15 protein-coding genes are annotated in these 19,305 nt (G+C 66.6%); 8 read left to right on the top strand and 7 right to left on the bottom strand.

Features of this window, described 5'->3' with window-relative positions; translation table 11 throughout:
- The first annotated feature begins 5 nt into the window (after positions 1-5).
- Together BRAO375_RS24265 and BRAO375_RS24270 are read left to right on the top strand one after the other, a co-directional pair.
- Positions 6-968, top strand: a complete 963-nt coding sequence (locus tag BRAO375_RS24265) for an amino acid--[acyl-carrier-protein] ligase (protein ID WP_009030097.1) — start codon at positions 6-8, stop codon at positions 966-968.
- Between the two features lie 28 nt (positions 969-996).
- Entirely contained in the window at positions 997-1,878 is an 882-nt protein-coding gene (locus BRAO375_RS24270; protein WP_009030098.1) for a hypothetical protein, read from the top strand.
- Between the two features lies 1 nt (position 1,879).
- On the opposite strand, the gene BRAO375_RS24275 is transcribed toward BRAO375_RS24270, so the two are convergent.
- A complete protein-coding gene (locus BRAO375_RS24275; protein WP_009030099.1) occupies positions 1,880-2,767 on the bottom strand; it encodes a branched-chain amino acid aminotransferase in 888 nt (295 codons plus the stop codon).
- 140 nt (positions 2,768-2,907) lie between these two features.
- Here BRAO375_RS24275 and BRAO375_RS24280 point away from each other — a divergent pair, with 140 nt between their 5' ends.
- The 3 genes from BRAO375_RS24280 to metA all read left to right on the top strand — a co-directional run bounded on the left by BRAO375_RS24280 (position 2,908) and on the right by metA (position 6,311).
- A complete protein-coding gene (locus BRAO375_RS24280; RefSeq protein WP_009030100.1) occupies positions 2,908-3,867 on the top strand; it encodes an alpha/beta hydrolase in 960 nt (319 codons plus the stop codon).
- 149 nt (positions 3,868-4,016) lie between these two features.
- Complete coding sequence (locus tag BRAO375_RS24285) at positions 4,017-5,321, top strand: O-acetylhomoserine aminocarboxypropyltransferase/cysteine synthase family protein (protein WP_009030101.1); 1,305 nt, start codon at positions 4,017-4,019, stop codon at positions 5,319-5,321.
- A gap of 12 nt (positions 5,322-5,333) precedes the next feature.
- On the top strand, positions 5,334-6,311 hold the full coding sequence (gene metA, locus BRAO375_RS24290; protein WP_009030102.1) for a homoserine O-succinyltransferase MetA: 978 nt from the start codon (positions 5,334-5,336) through the stop codon (positions 6,309-6,311).
- 12 nt (positions 6,312-6,323) lie between these two features.
- Here the strand turns inward: metA and putA are convergent, their stop codons facing one another.
- Positions 6,324-9,419 carry a bifunctional proline dehydrogenase/L-glutamate gamma-semialdehyde dehydrogenase PutA gene (gene putA, locus BRAO375_RS24295; RefSeq protein WP_009030103.1) on the bottom strand — a complete coding sequence of 1,032 codons (3,096 nt, stop codon included), beginning with the start codon at positions 9,417-9,419 and terminating at the stop codon, positions 6,324-6,326.
- 104 nt (positions 9,420-9,523) lie between these two features.
- On the opposite strand from putA, the gene BRAO375_RS24300 reads away from it, so the two are divergent.
- On the top strand, positions 9,524-10,765 hold the full coding sequence (locus BRAO375_RS24300) for a DUF763 domain-containing protein (RefSeq protein WP_009030104.1): 1,242 nt from the start codon (positions 9,524-9,526) through the stop codon (positions 10,763-10,765).
- A gap of 4 nt (positions 10,766-10,769) precedes the next feature.
- On the top strand, positions 10,770-11,231 hold the full coding sequence (locus tag BRAO375_RS24305) for an NUDIX hydrolase (RefSeq protein ID WP_009030105.1): 462 nt from the start codon (positions 10,770-10,772) through the stop codon (positions 11,229-11,231).
- 25 nt (positions 11,232-11,256) lie between these two features.
- Here the strand turns inward: BRAO375_RS24305 and BRAO375_RS24310 are convergent, their stop codons facing one another.
- Positions 11,257-12,954: a methyl-accepting chemotaxis protein gene (locus BRAO375_RS24310; protein ID WP_009030106.1), complete on the bottom strand. Its 1,698-nt coding sequence runs from the start codon at positions 12,952-12,954 to the stop codon at positions 11,257-11,259.
- A gap of 805 nt (positions 12,955-13,759) precedes the next feature.
- Positions 13,760-14,965 (bottom strand): MFS transporter, encoded by a 1,206-nt coding sequence (locus BRAO375_RS24315; RefSeq protein WP_009030107.1) that lies wholly within the window; start codon positions 14,963-14,965, stop codon positions 13,760-13,762.
- Positions 14,966-15,208: 243 nt separating this feature from the next.
- Here BRAO375_RS24315 and BRAO375_RS24320 point away from each other — a divergent pair, with 243 nt between their 5' ends.
- Complete coding sequence (locus BRAO375_RS24320; protein WP_009030108.1) at positions 15,209-16,264, top strand: SDR family NAD(P)-dependent oxidoreductase; 1,056 nt, start codon at positions 15,209-15,211, stop codon at positions 16,262-16,264.
- A gap of 14 nt (positions 16,265-16,278) precedes the next feature.
- On the opposite strand, the gene BRAO375_RS24325 is transcribed toward BRAO375_RS24320, so the two are convergent.
- The 3 genes from BRAO375_RS24325 to BRAO375_RS24335 all read right to left on the bottom strand — a co-directional run bounded on the left by BRAO375_RS24325 (position 16,279) and on the right by BRAO375_RS24335 (position 18,849).
- Complete coding sequence (locus tag BRAO375_RS24325) at positions 16,279-17,052, bottom strand: EAL domain-containing protein (protein WP_009030109.1); 774 nt, start codon at positions 17,050-17,052, stop codon at positions 16,279-16,281.
- Positions 17,053-17,178: 126 nt separating this feature from the next.
- Positions 17,179-17,790, bottom strand: coding sequence for a hypothetical protein (locus BRAO375_RS24330; protein WP_035641926.1), 612 nt, complete (start codon positions 17,788-17,790; stop codon positions 17,179-17,181).
- A gap of 210 nt (positions 17,791-18,000) precedes the next feature.
- Positions 18,001-18,849 carry a hypothetical protein gene (locus BRAO375_RS24335; RefSeq protein ID WP_009030111.1) on the bottom strand — a complete coding sequence of 283 codons (849 nt, stop codon included), beginning with the start codon at positions 18,847-18,849 and terminating at the stop codon, positions 18,001-18,003.
- Positions 18,850-19,305: the final 456 nt, after the last annotated feature.

Consider the following 19,305-nt stretch of genomic DNA (forward strand, 5'->3'; position numbering starts at 1 on the left):
CAAGAATGACCATTCCCGTTCTGCCGCAGTCGCCCGAGATTGCCCCTCAGCCGGTCGACGCGCTCGATCATCTCACCGACGCCCTGTTCCACCGCATGGGTGCGGACGGCGTCTACGCGCGCACCGCGCTGTATGAAGGCGTCGTCGAGCAGCTCGCCGCGCTGATCACCCGTCACCGTGAACCCGGCACCGAAGTGATGCGCTTTCCGCCGGTCATGAGCCGGGCGCAGCTGGAGAAATCCGGCTACCTGAAGAGCTTCCCTAATCTGCTCGGCTGCGTCTGCGGCCTGCACGGCACCGAGCGCGACATTCACGAGGCCGTTGCGCGTTTCGACAAGGGCGGCGACTGGACGACGTCGCTGTCGCCGGCCGATCTCGTGCTGTCGCCGGCCGCCTGCTATCCGGTCTATCCGATCGCCGCCAGCCGCGGCGCGCTGCCGGTCGGCGGCCTGCGCTTCGATGTCGCCGCCGACTGTTTTCGCCGCGAGCCATCGCGGCATCTCGACCGGCTGCAATCGTTCCGCATGCGGGAGTATGTCTGCATCGGCACGCCCGACGACGTCTCCGCGTTCCGCGACCGCTGGATGACCAAGGCCCAGGCGATCGCCCGGGATCTCGGCCTGTCGTTCCGCGTCGATCACGCCAGCGACCCGTTCTTCGGCCGCGTCGGCCAGATGAAGGCGGTCAGCCAGAAGCAGCAGTCGCTGAAATTCGAGCTGCTGGTGCCGCTGCGCTCGGAGGAGCAGCCGACGGCTTGCATGAGCTTCAACTATCACCGCGAGCATTTCGGCACGACCTGGGGCATCGCCGACGCCGACGGCGCGCCAGCGCATACCGGCTGCGTCGCCTTCGGCATGGACCGCCTTGCCGTCGCGCTGTTCCATACGCATGGCGTGGACTTGGCGCGCTGGCCGTTGCGCGTCCGCGAGGCGCTGCGGCTGGAGCGCCAGCCGGACGTCGTCGGCTGACGCGACCGGGAGCTCCGCAGGACAGCTCATGACCGCGCTCAAGCCGCTGATCCGGTGCCGCGAGATCGGAGACCCCGATCTGGACGCGGTTGCCGATCTGCTCGCGCGCGGTTTTCCGCGGCGAACCCGCGACTACTGGTCCGCCGGCCTGCGCCGGCAGGCGACTCGGACGGCGCCCGAAGGCTATCCGCGCTACGGCTATCTGCTCGAGAATGACGGCCGCCCTGTCGGCGTGCTGCTGCTGATCTACACCGACCGCGGCTCCGCCTCGCGGCCCGCGATCTGGTGCAACCTGTCGAGCTGGTACGTCGAGCCGGCCTTCCGCAACTACGCCACCTTGCTCACCCGGATCGCCCAGCGCCGGCCCGAAGTCACCTACGTCAACATCAGCGCCGCGCGCCAGACCTGGCCGATCATCGAGGCGCAGGGCTTTCGCGCCTATTGCAAGGGCCTGTTCTTCTCGATGCCGGCTTTGTCGTTCGCGGGCACGGGTGCGCGCATCGAGCGGATTGCGGCTGATGCGCCGCCTCCGGATGGAATTCCGCCGGACGAGGCCGACCTCCTGATCCGCCACGCCCGGTACGGCGGCCTCAGCGTGGTGGTCAGGTTGAAACGCGCTGCGGTGCCACTGGTCTTCCAGCAGGTACGGATCAGGCAGGGACGTTTTGCATTGCCTGCGATGCAGCTGATTTATTGCCGCAGCGTGTCCGACTACATCGCCTGCGCCGGCGCGATCGGCCGCTATCTGCTGCCTCGCGGCTATGTGTCGGTCATGATCGATGCCAACGGACCGGTGGCCGGTCTCATCGGCGTCCATACCGAGCGCCGCGGCCGCAAATACATCAAGGGGCCGCAGCCCGCGCGGCTCGGTGATCTCAGCGACACCGAGCTTCCGCTCTATGGCGCCTGACCTAGGCGGCCGCCCTGACCGCATGCGCATAGTCCCAATACAATCTCCGCGCCCGGCTGAACACCGGACCGATCGGCAGCGTCCTGTTGTCGATGCGAATGACCGGCGCGACCTTGGCGAAGTTGCCGGATGAGAAGATCTCGTCCGCTTCGAGAAAATCCTCGTAGCGCAAGGTTGTCTCGACCACGCTGACGCCGTCGCCGCGCAGCAGCTCGATCACGCGCTGCCGGGTGATGCCGTTGAGGAAGGTGCCGTTCGGCACCGGGGTGAAGACGATGCCGTCCTTGACCATGAACACGTTGGCATTGCCGAACTCGGCGACGTTGCCGAGCAGGTCCAGCATCAGGCAGTTGTTGAAGCCGCGCGAGGCGGCCTCGATCAGCGCGCGCGAATTGTTTGGATAGAGGCAGGCCGCCTTGGCGTCGACCGGCGCGCATTCCGCCGTCGGCCGCCGGAACGGCGACAGCGTGATCGCATTGCCGGTCGGCTGCGGCATCGGCGCCTCGTAGATGCACAGGCACCAGTTGGTGGTCTCCGGATCGAACAGCACGCCGCCGCCGGCGCCATGCTGCGCCCAATACATCGGGCGGATGTAGAGCTCCGCCTTGGCGCCGAACCGCGCGATGCCGTCACGCGCCAACCCCATCCAGGTCTCCACATCGACAACCGGCTTGAGCCGGAAATTGACGGCAGACTGATTGACCCGCGCGCAGTGACGGTCGAGGTCCGGCGCGACGCCTTCGAAGGCGCGTGCTCCATCGAACACGGTCGATGCCAGCCAGGTCGCATGCGTTCGCACGCCCATGATCGGCGCATTGCCCTCACGCCAGTCGCCATCGAAGAATGTCCAGGTCTGCGAGTAGCTGACAGGCTTGGCGATGTGGCTCATGGCGGCTCTCCCGTTCGACAGAGATCGATCCTGCCGTTCTGGCGTGGATATTTTAAGGATCTGCTTGCCCCGCCGCCGCTCATGATCGATTCACGCTTGGCTGGCACACTGACGGTCACTTTGGTTAACCTGGACCCCTCATGCCGCTCGACCCTCGCGCTCAGCGCCTGCTTTCGATGGTGGCCGCGGCTTCGCCCGGAGGGCGGGAGCGCCCAAGTCCCGAAGAGCGACGGCAGTCGCTGGCGAAGCTCATGCAGTTCTCGCGCAACGATGTCGGCGCGGTCACGAGCCAGGATGCTCACTTTTCCGGACCGGCGGGTCCGCTCCGCTACCGTCTGTACACGCCGGTCGACGACACGATCGATGCCGACGTGCCCCGTCCCGGCTTCGTCTACTTCCACGGCGGCGGACTCGTGGCAGGGAGCGTCGACACGCATGACCGGGTCGCGGCCGCGCTCGCCGCCGCCAGCAAATGCCGTCTGATCTCGATCGACTACCGCCTCGCGCCCGAACACAAGTTTCCGGCAGCATTCGAAGACGCGATTGCCGCTGTCTGCTTCGCCGTCGATCACGCGAGCCCGCTTGGCATCGACCCCGACCGGATCGTAGTGGGAGGCGATTCCGCCGGCGCGACGCTCGCTACCGCCGTCTGCCAGCATCTCAGCAGCACCGCGCGCTTCAGGATAGCGGCGCAGTGCCTCATCTGTCCCGTACTGGACTTCTCGCGCACATGGCCGTCGCGCGAGCGGTTTGGAACCGGACATCTGATCGATACGGCTACATGGCAGGCCGACCTCGCTGACTGCCTTCCAGACGGGACTGACCTCCACGATGGGCGAGTCTCGCCCTTGTGCCGCGCCGATCTTTCCGGCCTGCCGCCGACGATCATCCACACCGCGGAATTCGATCCCATGCGCGACGAAGGCAATGCCTATGCGGCACGGCTCGCAGGCACCGGCGTCACCGTCGCGCATGTCTGCCATGACGGCATGGTTCACAATTTCCACGCGCTCGGCGCGCTGCTGCCGCAGGCCAAGCCGGCTCTCGAGCTGATCGGGCGTCAGATCCTGTCGCTCGTGCACGCCTCGGCTCCGGGTTAATTCGAGGTTTATCGGCCACATCTCGTTAGGGTTATTTCGTCGTTGTTGTCGCGAATTATGGACCGCTTTACGCCTGCGCTCCTACAACATCGGTACTCGCGGATTACGTGCAGCTCGCTTCGTTCGGCGAAGCGGGATGGAGATCGCCGATGCGCAACGAGACGATTGCAATCCACGCCGGCTATGAGCCTGAGGGCACGACCAAAGCCGTTGCGGTTCCGATCTATCAGACCGCGGCCTATGCGTTCGACAGCGCCGATCATGGCGCCGCCCTGTTCAATCTCGAAGTCGAAGGCTACCGCTACAGCCGGATCTCGAACCCGACGACGGCCGTGCTGGAGAAGCGCGTCGCCGAGCTCGAAGGCGGCGTCGGAGCCCTCGCCGTCGGCACCGGCCAGGCTGCGCTGCATTTCGCCTTCGTCAATCTTGCCGATGGCGGCGGCAACATCGTCTCGGTGCCGCAGCTCTATGGCACGACGCATACGTTGCTCGGCCACATCCTGCCGCGGCAGGGCATCACCGGACGGTTTGCCGAGAGCGATCAGCCCGACGCGATCGAACGCCTGATCGACGCGAACACCAAGGCCGTGTTCGCCGAGACGATCGGCAATCCCGCCGGCAACGTCTGCGACATCGAGGCGTTGGCCAAGGTCGCGCATCGCAACGGCGTACCGCTGATCGTCGACAATACTGTCGCAACGCCCATTCTGTTGCGGCCGTTCGACTACGGCGCCGATATCGCCGTACATTCGCTGACCAAATTCCTCGGCGGCCACGGGACGACGCTGGGCGGCATGCTGGTCGACAGCGGCAATTTCCCCTGGAAGGATCATGCCGACCGCTTCCCGGCGTTCAGCCAGCCGGACACGTCCTATCATGGCATGGTCTATGCCGACCATTTCGGCCGCAGCGCCTATATCCAGCGCGCGCGCAGCGTCTATCAGCGCACGATGGGCGCGGTGCTGTCGCCGTTCAACGCCTTCCTGCTGCTGCAGGGCATCGAGACGGTAGCACTGCGCATGGAACGTCACGTCGAGAACGCACGCAAGGTCGCCGACTTCCTGCGCAACGATCCGCGCGTCGCCTGGGTCAACTACGCCGGCTTCCCGGACAGCCCGTACTATCCGCTGGTCCAGAAATATCTCGACGGGCGCGCCTCCTCCCTGTTCACGTTCGGCATCAAGGGCGGCATGGAGGCCGGCAAGGCCTTCTACGACGCCCTCAAGCTGATCACGCGGCTGGTCAACATCGGCGACGCCAAGTCGCTCGCCTGTCATCCGGCCTCGACCACGCACCGGCAGATGCCGCCGGACGACCAGCGCAAGGCCGGCGTGCTGCCGGAAACGATCCGGCTGTCGATCGGCATCGAGCACATCAGCGACATCATCGCGGACCTCGACCAGGCGCTGGCGCAGGCCTGTCCTCGCCCGCGTCAGCTGGACGCAGCGGAGTAGAGCTGTAAGCTGATGACCCTGCTGTTCGAGAGAGATCGCAGGATCACGAGCCCCGCGCTGGCGCCGGCCGGCGCCGAGCGTCGCGTGCGCGACCCGATCGAGCTCACGATCGGACTCGTCAACAACATGCCGGACAGCGCGCTGAAGGCAACCGACGTCCAGATCGCGCGGCTGCTGCAACAATCGGCGCCGTGGCACGTCCGCATCCGCCTGCACTGCTTCTCGCTGCCGTCGATCGCGCGCTCGCCTGTGGCCAGCAGCCACGTCGCCCAGACCTACACCGACATCGACCGCCTCGATGGCCTGGGGATCGACGGCCTGATCGTCACCGGCGCCGAGCCGGTCGCAGCAAGGTTGCGCGATGAGCCCTATTGGCCGGACCTCACCTCGATCATCGACTGGGCCAAGACCAACACCAAGACGACGATCTGGTCCTGCCTCGCGGCGCATGCCGCAGTGCTGCACCTCGACAATGTCGAGCGGCAGCGGCTCGCCAGCAAGTGCTCCGGCGTCTTCGACTGCGTGAAAGTCCGGGACGATTGGCTGACCCACGGCATCGACGCGCCGCTGCAGGTGCCACATTCCCGTCTCAACGCCGTCAACGAGCCGCTGTTGGCGGAGCGCGGCTACGACATTCTCACCCGGTCCGCCGAGGTCGGCGTCGACATCTTCGCGCGCGCGATGCCGAGCCGCTTCGTGTTCTTCCAGGGCCATCCCGAATATGACGCGCTGTCGCTGCAGCGTGAATACATGCGCGACATCGCCCGGTATCTCGCCGGCCAGCGCGACGACTATCCGCGGCTGCCGAAATCCTATTTCAGCGCCGAGACCGAGGCGGTGCTGAACGCGTTCGAGGCGCGCGCCAAGGCGCGACGCGATCCGACCTTGGCGGCCGAGCTGCCCGGGCTGACCCTTCGCCAGGATCTCGCGGCCGGCCACGCGGCCAAGCTCCTGTTCAGGAACTGGATCGGCTATCTCGCCGACGGCTAGCGCCATCGCGCGTCATCCTTTCTCGCCCAGCGAGGCCAGCGCGGCATTGCCGCCGGCGGCGGCGGTGTTGATCGTCATCGTCTGCTCGGTCGCGAACCGCGCGAGATAATGCGGACCGCCGGCCTTCGGCCCCGTCCCCGACAGGCCACAGCCGCCGAACGGCTGCACGCCGACGACCGCCCCGATCATGTTTCGATTCACGTAGATGTTGCCGATCGGCAGCTGACCGACGCGATCGGCGAGTTGGCTGATCCGCGAATGCAATCCGAAGGTCAGGCCATACCCCGACGCGGCGATTGCCTGCAGCATACGCTCGAGATCCTCGCCGCGATAGCGCACGACGTGGAGCACCGGGCCGAACACCTCCTGCTCCAAATCCTCGGGCCGCTGCAGCTCGAACACGTGCGGCGCCACGAAGCAGCCGGTGCTCGGCGCGGAGCCTGCGTAATGCACCCGGGCGCGGACTTTCATGTTTGCAATGTGCTGGTCGAGCCGCGCCTTGGCCTCGGCGTCGATCACGGGACCGATATGGGTCGACGCGTCCCGCGGATCACCGATCCGCAACTCGCGCGCCGCGCCTGTAATCATCGCGATGATGTCGTCCGCGACATCATTCTGCACGCACAACAGCCGCAGCGCCGAGCAGCGCTGGCCTGCCGAGCGGAACGCCGAGGTGACGACGTCATCGGCAACCTGCTCGGCCAAAGCGGTCGAATCGACCAGCATTGCATTGATGCCGCCGGTCTCGGCAATCAGCGGCAGGATCGGTCCCTTCCTGTTGGCGAGCGCGATGTTGATCGCGCGCGCGGTGTCATAGGAGCCGGTGAAGACGACACCCGCGATCGCCGGGTGGTTGACGAGATGAGCGCCGACGGCGCCATCGCCTGGAACGAGCTGCAGCGCCGGGGATGCGATGCCGGCCTCATGCAGCAGCCGCACCGCCTCGGCTGCGATCAGCGGCGTCTGCTCGGCCGGCTTGGCGACGACCGCATTGCCGGCCATCAGCGCCGCCGCGATCTGACCGATGAAGATGGCAAGCGGGAAATTCCAGGGTGAGATCGCAACGAAGACGCCGCGCGGGCGCAGCCGCAATGCATTCGACTCGCCGGTCGGCCCAGGCAGGCCGAGCTCAGCACTGAACAGCGCTTCGCCTTCGGCGGCGTAATAGCGGCAGAAGTCGACCGCCTCCCGGACTTCCGCGATGGCATCGTCGATGGTCTTGCCGGCCTCGACGGCAAGCAGATGGATGAGACGGTCCCGGCGTTGCTCGATGAGGTCGGCCGCGCGCCGCAGCGCCTTGGCGCGCTGTGCAGCGGTGGTTATGCGCCAGGACGTCAACCCCGCGGCAGCCGCCACCGTCGCACGCTCGACCACCGCCGCATCGGCCTCGATCACCGTGCCGGCGATCACGCCAGGATCGAACGGACTTGTGAGCTGACGCGGCGTGCCGTGCTGGACGACACCATCGATGATCGGCGCAGCCGCAGCCGGCGCGGTTCCGGCGCGCGCAATCTCCGCACGCAAAGCGTTGAGCGACGCGTGATGCCCGAGTTCGACACCCTGCGAGTTGCGGCGGGACGGACCGTAGAGGTCGGGCGGACGTACGATGTGCGGATGACGCGCGGCTTCGGGCCTGCCGATGATCTCGGCCTCGCTCGTCACGAGCTGATCGATCGGCACGTTCGGATCGGCCGCCACAGAGACGAATGAGGAGTTGGCGCCGTTCTCGAGCAGGCGGCGGACCAGATAGGCCAGCAGATCACGATGCTGCCCGACCGGCGCATAGGTCCGGCAGGCGATGTCGGGATGCAGCTCGCGCAAGGTCGCATAGAGCGGGTCGCCCATGCCATGCAGGCGCTGGAACTCGTAGCCGCCGCTGCCGCCTGCCTCATGCACGATATGGGCGACGGTCAACGCATTGTGGGTCGCGAATTGCGGGAAGATGCGGGCGCGATGAGTCAGCAACTGCCTTGCGCAGGCGAGGTAGTTCAGATCGGTCATCGCCTTCCGCGTGAACACCGGATAGTCGTCGAGCCCCCGCTCCTGCGCGCGTTTGACTTCGGTGTCCCAATAGGCGCCCTTGACCAGACGAACCATGAAGCGGCGGTCGTGCGCGGCAGCAAGACCGGCGATGAAGGCGATGACCTTCTCCGCGCGCTTCTGATAGGCCTGCACCGCCAGACCAAAACCGTCCCAGCCGGAGAGCGCCGGATCGGCCACGGTCTTCGCGATCACCGCCATCGACAGATCGAGCCGGTCGGCCTCCTCGGCATCGATGGTGAAGTTCAGGTCGTAGGCCTTGGCCTGCTTGGCAAGATCGATGACCACCGGCACCAGCTCGCGCAGCACGCGCTCGCGGCTGATCTCCTCATAGCGCGGGTGCAGCGCCGATAGCTTGACCGAGATGCCCGGCCGCTCCGGCAAGCCGGCGTTGCCCGCAGCCCGTCCGATCGCGTCGATCGCCGCCGCATAGGACTGCCGGTAGCGCGCCGCGTCGGTGGCGGTGCGGGCGCCTTCGCCGAGCATGTCGAAGGAATAGCGGAACAGGCGGCCGGTGCCGGAATTGGCGCGGTCGAGCGCCTGGGCGATGGTCTCGCCGAGCACGAAATGGCTGCCGAGCAGCTTCATCGCCTGCCGCGCGGCGGTGCGCACGGTCGGCAGGCCCAGCCGGCGCGCGAGGCCGGCAACCACGCTCTCCGGCGTCTCGCCCGGTGCGATCACGCGCGCAGCGAGGCCGAGCGCCCAGGCGGACGCGGTGACCAGCGGCGTGTGCGACTTGACCTCGTGATGCAGGAAGTCGCTGCGGCCGAGCTTGTCCTCGATCAGCCGGTCCGCCGTCTCGTCGCCGGGCACCCGCAGCAGCGCCTCGGCGAGGACCATCAGAGCGAGGCCCTCGTTGGTGGACAGCGAATATTCCTGCAGGAAGTCGTCGATGCCGCCGAACCGCGAGGCCTTGGCGCGGAGGCCCTCGATCAGTCGCCGCGCCGTAGCCTTCACCGCCGGAAGATCGGCGCCGTCCTGGGCGCGCAGCAGGCGGTCGGCGATGGCGACGTCGTCCTCGGCATAATCAGGAGAGAAGACCGTCTCAGCAGGCTGCGCGTTGGTCATCCGGCGTCGTGCTCCGAGAGCGTGCTCTGAGGGTCCAACTTTGTGGCCCACCGCTGCACGTGGTCTGATACATTGGCGCGGCAGTTCCCCAGCGCAAGGATGCCATGGCCCGTCGTACCGGCAGCGCCGATCTTCCGCTCCATTCCGGGCGCGTCCCGGCCTGGCTCGGCATGCGCATGTCCTCGCTCGGCGCCATCATCACGCAAGCGATCGTGCATCACTACGGCCGCGACGAATTCCTCGCGCGGCTGTCGCATCCGTTCTGGTTCCAGTCGTTCGGCGCCGTGATGGGCATGGACTGGCACTCCTCCGGAATCACCACCAGCGTCATCGGCGCGCTCAAGCGCGGGCTGAAGCCGCTGTCTCCAGAGCTCGGCATCTATGTCTGCGGCGGCCGCGGCGAGCATTCGCGCAAGACGCCCGACGAGCTGCGGCTGCTCAGCGACCGGCTCGGTCTCGACGGCGAGGGCCTGGTGCGCACCAGCAAGCTGGTTGCCAAGGTCGACAGCGCCGCCGTGCAGGACGGCTTCGACCTCTATCTGCACGGCTTCTTCGTCACCGCCGACGGCAAATGGACCGTGGTGCAGCAGGGCATGAATGGCGAGGCGCGCCAGGCCCGGCGCTATCACTGGCATTCGCCGGGAATCGCCGACTTTGTCGACGCCCCGCACAGCGCGATCGATGGCCCGGCGCAGGGCGAGATCGTCAACCTCACCGACAAGCGCGCCGCGCCGTCGCGGAATGCGCAGCTCGAGCTGCTCACCGCGCTCGGCCCCGATCGCGTCGTCACCGAGTTCGAGCGACTGAGCGCGCCGGAGCCGGCGCAAGGTCTGCTGCCGCATCTCGTCATGCCTGCACATCACGACGTCCGGCCGAAGGACGTGTTCGCCCGCCGGCTGCACGGCACGCTCGCGGCGGCCGCCGAGCGCGGGCCCGTCGACTTCCCCGAATTGCTGCTCACGCCCGGCGTCGGCGCGCGCACCGTGCGCTCGCTCGCCATGGTCGCCGAGGTCGTGCATGGCGCGCCATATCGCTTCGCGGATCCGGCGCGGTTCTCGTTGGCGCATGGTGGCAAGGATCGGCATCCCTACCCCGTACCCATCAAGGTCTATGACGAGACCATCCGCGTGCTCAAATCGGCTGTCGGCAACGCGAAGCTCGGCCGCGACGAGGCGATGGCGGCGCTGAAGCGGCTCGACGATCAGGCGCGGCGGCTGGAGCGCACCGCCACCGGTCCCTCGGTCGACGCCTTCATTGCCATCGAGCGTGCAGCTTCGCCCGATCTGGATGGTCGCTCGGTGTTCGGCTGGGAGCGCGATCTCATCCAGCGTACCGGCGAGGCGTGAGAACATGCCGGCGCGCAGCGCGGGCGTACTCGCCTTCCGCCGTCGTGGCGGCGGGCTCGAGGTGCTGCTGGTGCATCCGGGCGGGCCGTTCTGGCGCAACAAGGACGCCGGCGCCTGGTCGATCCCGAAGGGCGAGTTCAATGCCGGCGAAGCCGCCGAAGCGGTGGCACGGCGCGAATTCGCCGAGGAGCTCGGCACCGTGCTGACCGCGCCGCTGCTGCCGCTCGGCGAGATCAGGCAGCGCGGCGGCAAGGTGGTCGAGGCGTTCGCCGCCGAGACCGATCTCGACGCCGACGCGATCACCAGCAACGAATTCGATCTCGAATGGCCGCCGCGCAGCGGCCGCCTGCAGCGCTTCCCCGAGGTCGACCGCGCCGCCTGGTTCGATCTCCCCGAGGCGCGGGCCCGCATCAATCCCGCGCAGGCCGCGCTGCTCGATCGTCTCGTTGCTGTCGGCGGAGGGTGAGCGATTACCATCCGCCGCCTCTTCCTCAGGCGGCGCGGACGTTGCCGAGGAACCGCCCGGTCTGGCTCTTCAACTGGTCCGACTGGCTGCCGAGCTGCGCCGCCGCGCTCAACACCTGCGCCGCCGCCGCGCCGACCTGCCCCGATGCCTCGCGCACGCCGACGATGTGCTGCATGACGCCCTGCGTTCCCTGCGCCGCCTGCTGCACGCTGCGGGCGATCTCCTTGGTGGCGACGCCCTGCTCCTCGACCGCCGAGGCGATGGTCTCGGTGATCTCGTTCATCTGGCCGATCGTCGTGCCGATGTCACGGATCGCGGTCACGGTCGAGGTGGTCGCGTCACGGATTGCCTCGATCTGGCTGGTGATCTCCTCGGTCGCCTTGGCTGTCTGCGCCGACAGCGCCTTGACCTCGTTGGCGACGACCGCGAAGCCCTTGCCGGCCTCGCCCGCCCGGGCCGATTCGATGGTGGCGTTGAGCGCCAGCAGGTTGGTCTGGCCGGCGATGGTCTGGATCAGCGCCATCACCTCGCCGATCTTCTGCGAGGCATGGACCAGCCGCGTGACCATGGATTCGGTCCGGTTCGCCTGTTCGACCGCGTTCTGCGCAATCGACGAGGACTGCGTGACCTGCTTGGCAATCTCCTGGATCGAGGACGACAGCTGCTCGGCCGACGCCGAAACCGTCTGCACGTTCTTGGCGGTCTGCTCGGCCGCCGCGGCGACCTTCGCGCTCTGATCGGTCGTGCCGGAGACGATGCTCGACATCGACTGCGCCGAGACCTGCAGCTCGCCGGCTGCGCTCGCGGTGGTCTGGATGACCCCGCCGATCGAGCGCTCGAACTCATCGGCAATCCGCGCCAGCACCGCGCGCCGCTCCTCGGCCGCCTGCTGCTTGGATTGCTCCTGCTCGGCCCGCATGCGCTCGCTCTCGGCGAGATGATCCTTGAAGATCTGCAGGCTGCGCGCCATGCGGCCGATCTCGTTGCGGCGGCTGGTGTAGGGCACCTCGAAGCCGAGATTGCCCTTGGTCAGCTCGTCCATGACGGCGCAGGTCCGATCGAGCGGCTTCACGATGCCACGACCGAGCCAGAACGCGACCATAGCGGCCACGACCAGGCCGGCGAGCCCGCCGATGCCGGCCCAGAGCGCGCGCTCGTAAACCACCGCATCGATGTCGTCGACGTAGACGCCGGCCTGGATCGCCAGCATCTTGTCGCCGCTGCCATAGGCGCCGACATAGGACATCTTCGGCAGCTCGGTGGTTCCGCCGGCGCGTGGCACCTTGTACTCGACGAAGCCGCCGCCGGCGCGCGCCGCGCGCACAATGTCCTGGATCAACAGCTTGCCGGTCGAATCCTTGTAGTCCCAGCGGTTGACGTTGATGTATTTCGGATTGGCGTGGACATAGGTCACGCCGGCATCGGACGCTCCCGTGCCATAGATGCCGAGATAGTCGGAATACTGTCCCCAGCGCATCGCCCCGATCGCGGCAAAGGCCTGCGGCCGCGCCTGCTCCGCCGGAACCTTTCCGGACGTCGCCGCGGCGTCATAATAGCTCAGCACCTTGACGGCCGACTCCACGAGATTGCGGACCATGGTCTGCCGCTCCTCGATGACGGTCCCACGCAGCATCAGGATCTGCATGGCGGAGACGGCGAACAGTGCGATCGACATCACGGCAATGATCGCCGCGAGACGCTGATAGACAGTCAGGTGTCGCATTTTCTGGTTCTCGTTGCATGGACTGTATGCACGATACCAAGCGCACATTAATGGTTTGCTATCCGTGCGCCCGCATCGACCAACTAATTAGTCCCTCGTAGTCCACCCATCCGTCCACGCGAAGGGGAACAAAATACAACCAACCCACGATCCGAAGGCCGTGTGACGAACTTGACATCAGGCTGCGTCAATCGCCAGTAACTCAGCTCAAAACTTTGAGCGGCCATGGATTCGCGGCCTTGCGACGCGCGGAGCGCCCAAGCTTTGTGCAATGAAGCCCTCGTGAGATCGAGGGCGCAGGGAAGACCAGGCCTCGGCTGATTCCTGCGGCCCCCGTGCGAAAAGGAATGCACGGGGCAGGAACCACAGGTTCAGCCGGCGCGACCCGGCCTTCCCTGCGCAACGGTGTTACGGCTTATACGCGCTCTCCTCGGTGCACCGGCGTATTGGCCACCGTGTCGCGACGATGCGCGTTCGCGCATCGCGCTGGATACCGGCATCGGGGTATCAGGACCACGCGACTTCGCCGTCCGCGCCGGCGCCACTCGTCAGTCGGCACCCGCGCGTCCATCGCATCCCGCCTCAACGCTCCTGACGATGCGCAGCGCCCCTCGTCGATGAGGCGGGACGGCGACAGACAACCACGATTTCCGATAAAGCGAAAGATCAAAATTTGCGCCGCCCGATGCGGTCCCGCCGATCCCACGGATGCGACACGCGAACTTCGCTGTTCGGCGCATCGCGATGACGCGCATCGACGGCCGCCAGGGCCACGCGCACTCTGCCCGACGGGCGACTCAGCGGCCTACGACGACGACGCCACCGGCGCCGGCCGCCGCTGCCGCAACAGCAGCAGCATCGCCACGGCGGCACAGGAGCACAGCAGGCTGAGCGCGAGCGGCGCATTGCTGCCGTAGCGGGTCAGCAGTTCGACAAGGATCGGGGCCGAGACCGCCGACAGCACGTTCATCGGCAGACCGATCTGCGCCGAAGCCCTGGCGAACGCCGCCTTGTCGTAGAACACCAGCGGCATGGTCGCGCGGGCCACGGCGAGCGCCCCGGTGCCGAGGCCGTAGATCAGCATGAACATCGCGATGGCCAGATGCGAGCCATGGCTCAGCATCAAGAGCAGCATCGCGGCCGGCAGCGCCAGCCCGGCGACGATGGCGGTGGTGATGCCGTCCCAGCGCCCGCCGCCGAGGAAGTCGATCACGCGGGCACTGATCTGGATGACGCCCAGCATGGAGCCGAAGCCGATTGCCTCCGCCGGCGAGAGGCCCTCCGACTTCAGCAGCTCGATCAGCACGGCGCCCATGCCGAAGGCGACGAAGGCGTTGAGGCCGGAGGCGCCGACCAGCAGATAGAACGTGCTGCGCGCCGGCTTGGCAGCAGGCAAGGGCGCGGCCGCGCCCGACTCCGGCGGCAGATGATCATGGACCCGGCGCGGCAGCAGGAACACGAACAGCGGCAGCGACACCAGCAGCAGCAGTCCGGCATAGACCAGGCAGGTGCTGCGCCAGCCGATCTGCGCCGACAGCGCCGACGTGACCGGCCAGAAGATGCTGCTGGACAGGCCCGTGACCAGCATCAGCGCGCCGATCGCCCGGCCGGCGCGCCTCCCGGCGATCTCATTGAGCACGATGTAGGACGCGGTCGAGAGCGTGGCGCTGCCCGCGATGCCGAGCAGCAGCCACGCGGCATAATAAGTGAGCGGCCCCTGCGCGAGCGACAGCAGCACATAACCGGGCGCCGCCAGAACGGTGCCCGCAATCATCACCCGGCGGCCGCCCTGCTTGATGAACGGCCGCGCCAGCAGCGGCGAGCACAGCCCCATCGACATGTACAGCACCGTCGTGCTGGCGAAGATCGCCGTCAGGTCCATCTCCAGATCCGCCGCCATGGCCCGGCCGATCACCGCCGGCAGGCTGAGCGTGCCCCAGGCGATCAGCTGGGTGACAGCCAGCACGATCAGGACGCGCAGGATGGAGGGATCGGCGATCACGGGCGGCATGCGGTAGATGTGGGCATTGCGGGACGCGTGGCGGAGGGACCCGACGCACGGGTTCCTTTTAATGCATTCGGACCACGGCAGCCCCGCTGTTTCGGAATTGCGGCCAGCCACAGATGGGGAGCTGCGGGAGCGGCACCTGCGCGGCCCGGCTCGCCTCCGACCGCGCGTCGATGCTCTGGCAAGCATCTGGAACGGCCCTCCCGGCGCGCTGTTGTCAGCAACCGCCCGCAGGAGATCCGTTCAATGCCCGCCTACAACATCTTTCGTCGTGGCCTCCTCAAGGGCACGGCGGCCGCGACGGCCTTTGCCGTTTTCAACCAGGCCGCGGCGCAGACCGGAGCGGCGGGCAAAGGCGGCCGCTCCGACCCCGCGCCGCGCGAGCTGCATGGCCAGCCCGTGCCCGAGCCGCCGCCGGAGAAGAGCGCCGGGCCGATCCGTCCCGGCCGCGGCTCGTCCCTCGCCGGCAAGGTCGCCGTCGTCACCGGCGCGGCGCGCGGCATCGGGCGGTCGATCGCTGTGGAGATGGCGGCCAACGGCGCGGACGTCGTTGCGCTGGATATTGCGGGACCGGTGTCGACCGCCTCCAACGCGGCACCGGCGACGCCGGAGGATCTCGCCGAGACGGTGCGCCAGATCATGGCCTATGGCCGGCGCGGCGAAAGCATCCGCGCCGATATCCGCGACATCGCGGCATTGCGCGCCGCCGCCGATCATGTCGAGCAGACCTATGGCAAGATCGACATCGTCGTCGCCGACGCCGCGATCCAGCGCTGGAAGCCGCTGTTGGAGATGGAGGATGCCGACTGGCGCGACGTGATCGACAACAATCTCAACGGCACCGCCAACACCATCCGCGCCTTCGCGCCGAAGATGGTAGCGCGCAAGAGCGGCCGCATCATCGTGCTGTCGTCGATGCAGGGCAAGCACGGCACCAGGGACGCCGCGAGCTATTCGGCGTCGAAATGGGGCATTCTGGGACTGATGAAATCGGCCGCGCTCGAGCTCGGGCAGCACAACATCACGGTCAACGCGCTGATCCCCGGCCTCGTCGACACCGCGCTGACGCGTTACGACGCCAGGCTCAGCGAAGCCATCCGCGAGACCGGCCGCGAGGCGTCGTCGAGCCCGACGCCGCAACAGGCCTGGGACGCCCGCGCGCCGACGGTCGCGCTGAAGGTCGGCTGGCTGCAGCCCGACGACATCTCGCCGGCCGCGGTGTTCCTCGCCTCCGACGCGGCGGCGATGGTGACGGGCGCGGAGTATGAGGTGACGGCAGGCGACAGTGCGAAGGATATCTGAGGGCGTGGCGGCGATCAGCCGACCGCCAGATCCCGCGCAGGCTCGGTGAGCCACGGCACCTCTGGCAGCGCCATCAAGGCGGGCTTGGCGAAGTAATAGCCCTGGAACAGGTTGATGCCGGCCGAGCGCAGCACCGCGAACTCGGCCTCGCTCTCGACGCCTTCGGCCAGCACGGCGATGTCGAGCTGGCGCGCCATGGCGGCGACGCCGGACACGATCACCTGCTTGGCGGGATGACGATGGATGTCGCGCAGCAGCTCCATGTCGATCTTGATCAGGTTCGGCTGCAGCCGCGCCAGCAGATTGAGTCCGGCATAGCCGGCGCCGAAATCGTCGAGCGCGGTCCAGAAGCCGAGCTCCTTGTAGCTCTTGACGATGCGCTCGACATGGTCGGGACTCGCCATGCGCTCGTTCTCGGTGAATTCGAACATCAGGTTCTGCGCCGGGAAGCTGGCGCGCTTCGCCGCCGCGAGCGACTTTTGGATGCAGGCCCGCGGCTCATAGACCGCGTTGGGCATGAAGTTGATCGACAGCCGCGCGCACGGGTCGGTGAACAGCCGCCCTGCGGTCTCGATCGCCAGCACCCGCGCCGACTGATCGAAGCGATAGAGCTGTGCCTCGGTCAGCTGAGACAGCACGCTGTGCGCGCCCTCGCCATTCGGCCCGCGCACCAGCGCCTCGTAGCCCCAGATCCGGTGCGCCCCGACATCGACGATCGGCTGAAAGGCCATCTTGAACGCGAACGGCAGCTCGGTTCCTTCAGCGCAGCCCGCGCATGTTCCAGCCATGATCCGTCGTCCGTCCCTGCTTGTTACGGGCCGGAGTGTACGCAGGAGACATTAACGCATCCAAAAGGATTGTGGTCGTGCGCGCGGGCCGGGAGAAAACGCGAAAGCCAGTGGAACCGAGCGCGATCACTGCAACGGCGCGCCAAAATCATAATTGAGGCAATAGCGCTGTAACGATACTGCCTCCAACGAGACGTTCTTATTCTCGCTCTGCGCCATCCGGCTCGAAATGTCTCTGATGATCATCCGAGATTGATCGAATCCAATGCCATTCAAGATCTGCTCATTGACGATATCGAGCGTCTTCATGATGCTCGCTACGTTTTCCCGGTAGGCATAGCTTGCCATGGAGTTCGTGATCCCGAGCAGATTGGCTCGCCCGGACGCGGTGATCCCGGAATCGCGCAGATGATGAAGCACGAAGCAGACGGTCGTGTTGTCGATGACATTGGCGAGGATATTGGCTGCATTGACCCGGAGCCGCTGATTGTCTCCGCGCGCCGCCCAGACGAGAGGCCTGATGACGGCATCGGTGGTACACTGCCGGAAGCGCAGGATCGCCTGTGGGTCATTGGAAAGAATGGCACGGACGACATCGGTCAGTATCACCGCAGAGTCTCGCTGCGCCTGAGGCCAGGCGCTCGCCTCGGCGTCGCGGCGGAGGGTCTCGGAGATCGACGCCATGAGCACGGGCAGCGCATCGCTGCCGATCTGGCCAAGCGCGGCAGCCGAGGCCAACCGGGTCGGCTCATCGCTCGCCTGGAGACCGCGGAGCCCAGTCGCGACGTCCGATCTTTTTTCGAAAGAGCAGCGCACCGGGCTCGACGACTGAGCGGAAGCCGACGACATTGGAACCAGGACGAGCCAGGAGGCGAGCAACCATGCGGCCATCCGCGCGACACCTAGAACGGTGGAGGAGTTACGAGAGCTCACCATCACCGGCTACTTTCACTTCGCGACGAAAGCAGAGGCTGCAGTGGGCTTGCCGGCCTCATCCAGTCCGGTCGTATTGACGTATTTGAGGTCCAGCTTGGCGATGCCGATGCTTTGTACCGGCTCTGACCGTTGTCCCGGCGCGTTATCCTTCAGGTCCAATGTCGGGCAGCCGTGTTCGATGGACCATTTCTGTTCGAGTCCCTTCGCCTCGATGCAGACGTCCAATTTGCCGTAACCTCGGGAGATCGGCGCCAGCACTTCGATCGACTGATCGCGAATGAGCACCGGCAGCTGACGCCCGTCCCTCAGGTGTGTCAACACGCTCGCCTGCTGCAGCTTGATGCCGTTGGGATTGCTGATTTCGAAGACGACCAGCGCATAGCCGCTCGAATTAGCAAACACACGTTCGATCTTGTCGGAGCCGAGAACGGCGCCGAATCCGAACAACCCGGCAAGAAGCCCTGCTCCGCCCGCCAAGTAGACCTTGGCCTTCGCCTTTGATCCCGGTTCGGCGAACTCACCACTGCCCAGACTCTGGGTACCCGTTCCGAATAGGACGATGGACAAGCCCAGAAGTGCGAGAATGAAGACGAACGTTGGATGGACGTGATAGAGAAGCTCGTACGCGCAATATAGGAAGCCGCATCCGAGCAGAATGAAGAACAGCCCGCTCTTCGAAAAGTCGACGGACCGGGCAAGCAGGGTTTGCAGGATCTGGGCTTCCCCACTGCCTCCGTTGCTGCTCGTCGGCCCTTCACGCTTGGTCTGGCCATCGTTGGGCCCGGCGGCCCCCGCTCCCTGCCTCTGCGGATCGCCGAGGTTTGCGGGAGGATTGGGCTCGACCTGATCATCGTTCGGCATGGCCGCCCCCGGATCGTTGAACCGCCGTCCTTCGAACGGGCGTTCTGGCAGGCTCCTCCGGATCTCAGCGTCAGGACGACATTCGGCGTGACCGTCGGAGTTGTAACTGCAAGCTAATCCAACCCGCTTTGAGACGGAAGGGGGCTCAGGCGCTCGTCGTCGTTCTTCAGACACAGGAATCGCCCGAACCGGCGATCCGGGCCAAGTGGGGCTGCGCTCGAGCCCGCGGCGTACTCATCGGATTTGACACACAGAAGCGGCTCATCTCCGTGGGCTTGTCTCGACGACACCGGCGCCCGGTGCGCTGCAATCGCCTTCGCGGGAAACAACGCCGCCTCGCCCTACCTTCCACTCCCGGCAGCTCGATTGTATTAGGTGAGGCGCTCGCGGCGGACCAGACCGCCGAACAAGTTATTGTTCGTACTGGTATTTTCAAATCGGCTGCTGAGTAGAAAT

The organism is Bradyrhizobium sp. ORS 375 (assembly GCF_000239775.1).
Lineage (GTDB): Bacteria > Pseudomonadota > Alphaproteobacteria > Rhizobiales > Xanthobacteraceae > Bradyrhizobium.

What these genes read in the sequence shown, in the direction of transcription:
- BRAO375_RS24305 (WP_009030105.1), top strand. Translation starts at nt 10,770, where the DNA reads ATGCCGGCGCGCAGCGCGGGCGTACTCGCCTTCCGCCGTCGTGGCGGC.
- BRAO375_RS24315 (WP_009030107.1), bottom strand. Translation starts at nt 14,965, where the DNA reads ATGCCGCCCGTGATCGCCGATCCCTCCATCCTGCGCGTCCTGATCGTG.
- BRAO375_RS24270 (WP_009030098.1), top strand. Translation starts at nt 997, where the DNA reads ATGACCGCGCTCAAGCCGCTGATCCGGTGCCGCGAGATCGGAGACCCC.
- BRAO375_RS24275 (WP_009030099.1), bottom strand. Translation starts at nt 2,767, where the DNA reads ATGAGCCACATCGCCAAGCCTGTCAGCTACTCGCAGACCTGGACATTC.
- BRAO375_RS24320 (WP_009030108.1), top strand. Translation starts at nt 15,209, where the DNA reads ATGCCCGCCTACAACATCTTTCGTCGTGGCCTCCTCAAGGGCACGGCG.
- BRAO375_RS24300 (WP_009030104.1), top strand. Translation starts at nt 9,524, where the DNA reads ATGGCCCGTCGTACCGGCAGCGCCGATCTTCCGCTCCATTCCGGGCGC.
- putA (WP_009030103.1), bottom strand. Translation starts at nt 9,419, where the DNA reads ATGACCAACGCGCAGCCTGCTGAGACGGTCTTCTCTCCTGATTATGCC.
- metA (WP_009030102.1), top strand. Translation starts at nt 5,334, where the DNA reads ATGACCCTGCTGTTCGAGAGAGATCGCAGGATCACGAGCCCCGCGCTG.
- BRAO375_RS24285 (WP_009030101.1), top strand. Translation starts at nt 4,017, where the DNA reads ATGCGCAACGAGACGATTGCAATCCACGCCGGCTATGAGCCTGAGGGC.
- BRAO375_RS24310 (WP_009030106.1), bottom strand. Translation starts at nt 12,954, where the DNA reads ATGCGACACCTGACTGTCTATCAGCGTCTCGCGGCGATCATTGCCGTG.
- BRAO375_RS24280 (WP_009030100.1), top strand. Translation starts at nt 2,908, where the DNA reads ATGCCGCTCGACCCTCGCGCTCAGCGCCTGCTTTCGATGGTGGCCGCG.
- BRAO375_RS24265 (WP_009030097.1), top strand. Translation starts at nt 6, where the DNA reads ATGACCATTCCCGTTCTGCCGCAGTCGCCCGAGATTGCCCCTCAGCCG.
- BRAO375_RS24335 (WP_009030111.1), bottom strand. Translation starts at nt 18,849, where the DNA reads ATGCCGAACGATGATCAGGTCGAGCCCAATCCTCCCGCAAACCTCGGC.
- BRAO375_RS24325 (WP_009030109.1), bottom strand. Translation starts at nt 17,052, where the DNA reads ATGGCTGGAACATGCGCGGGCTGCGCTGAAGGAACCGAGCTGCCGTTC.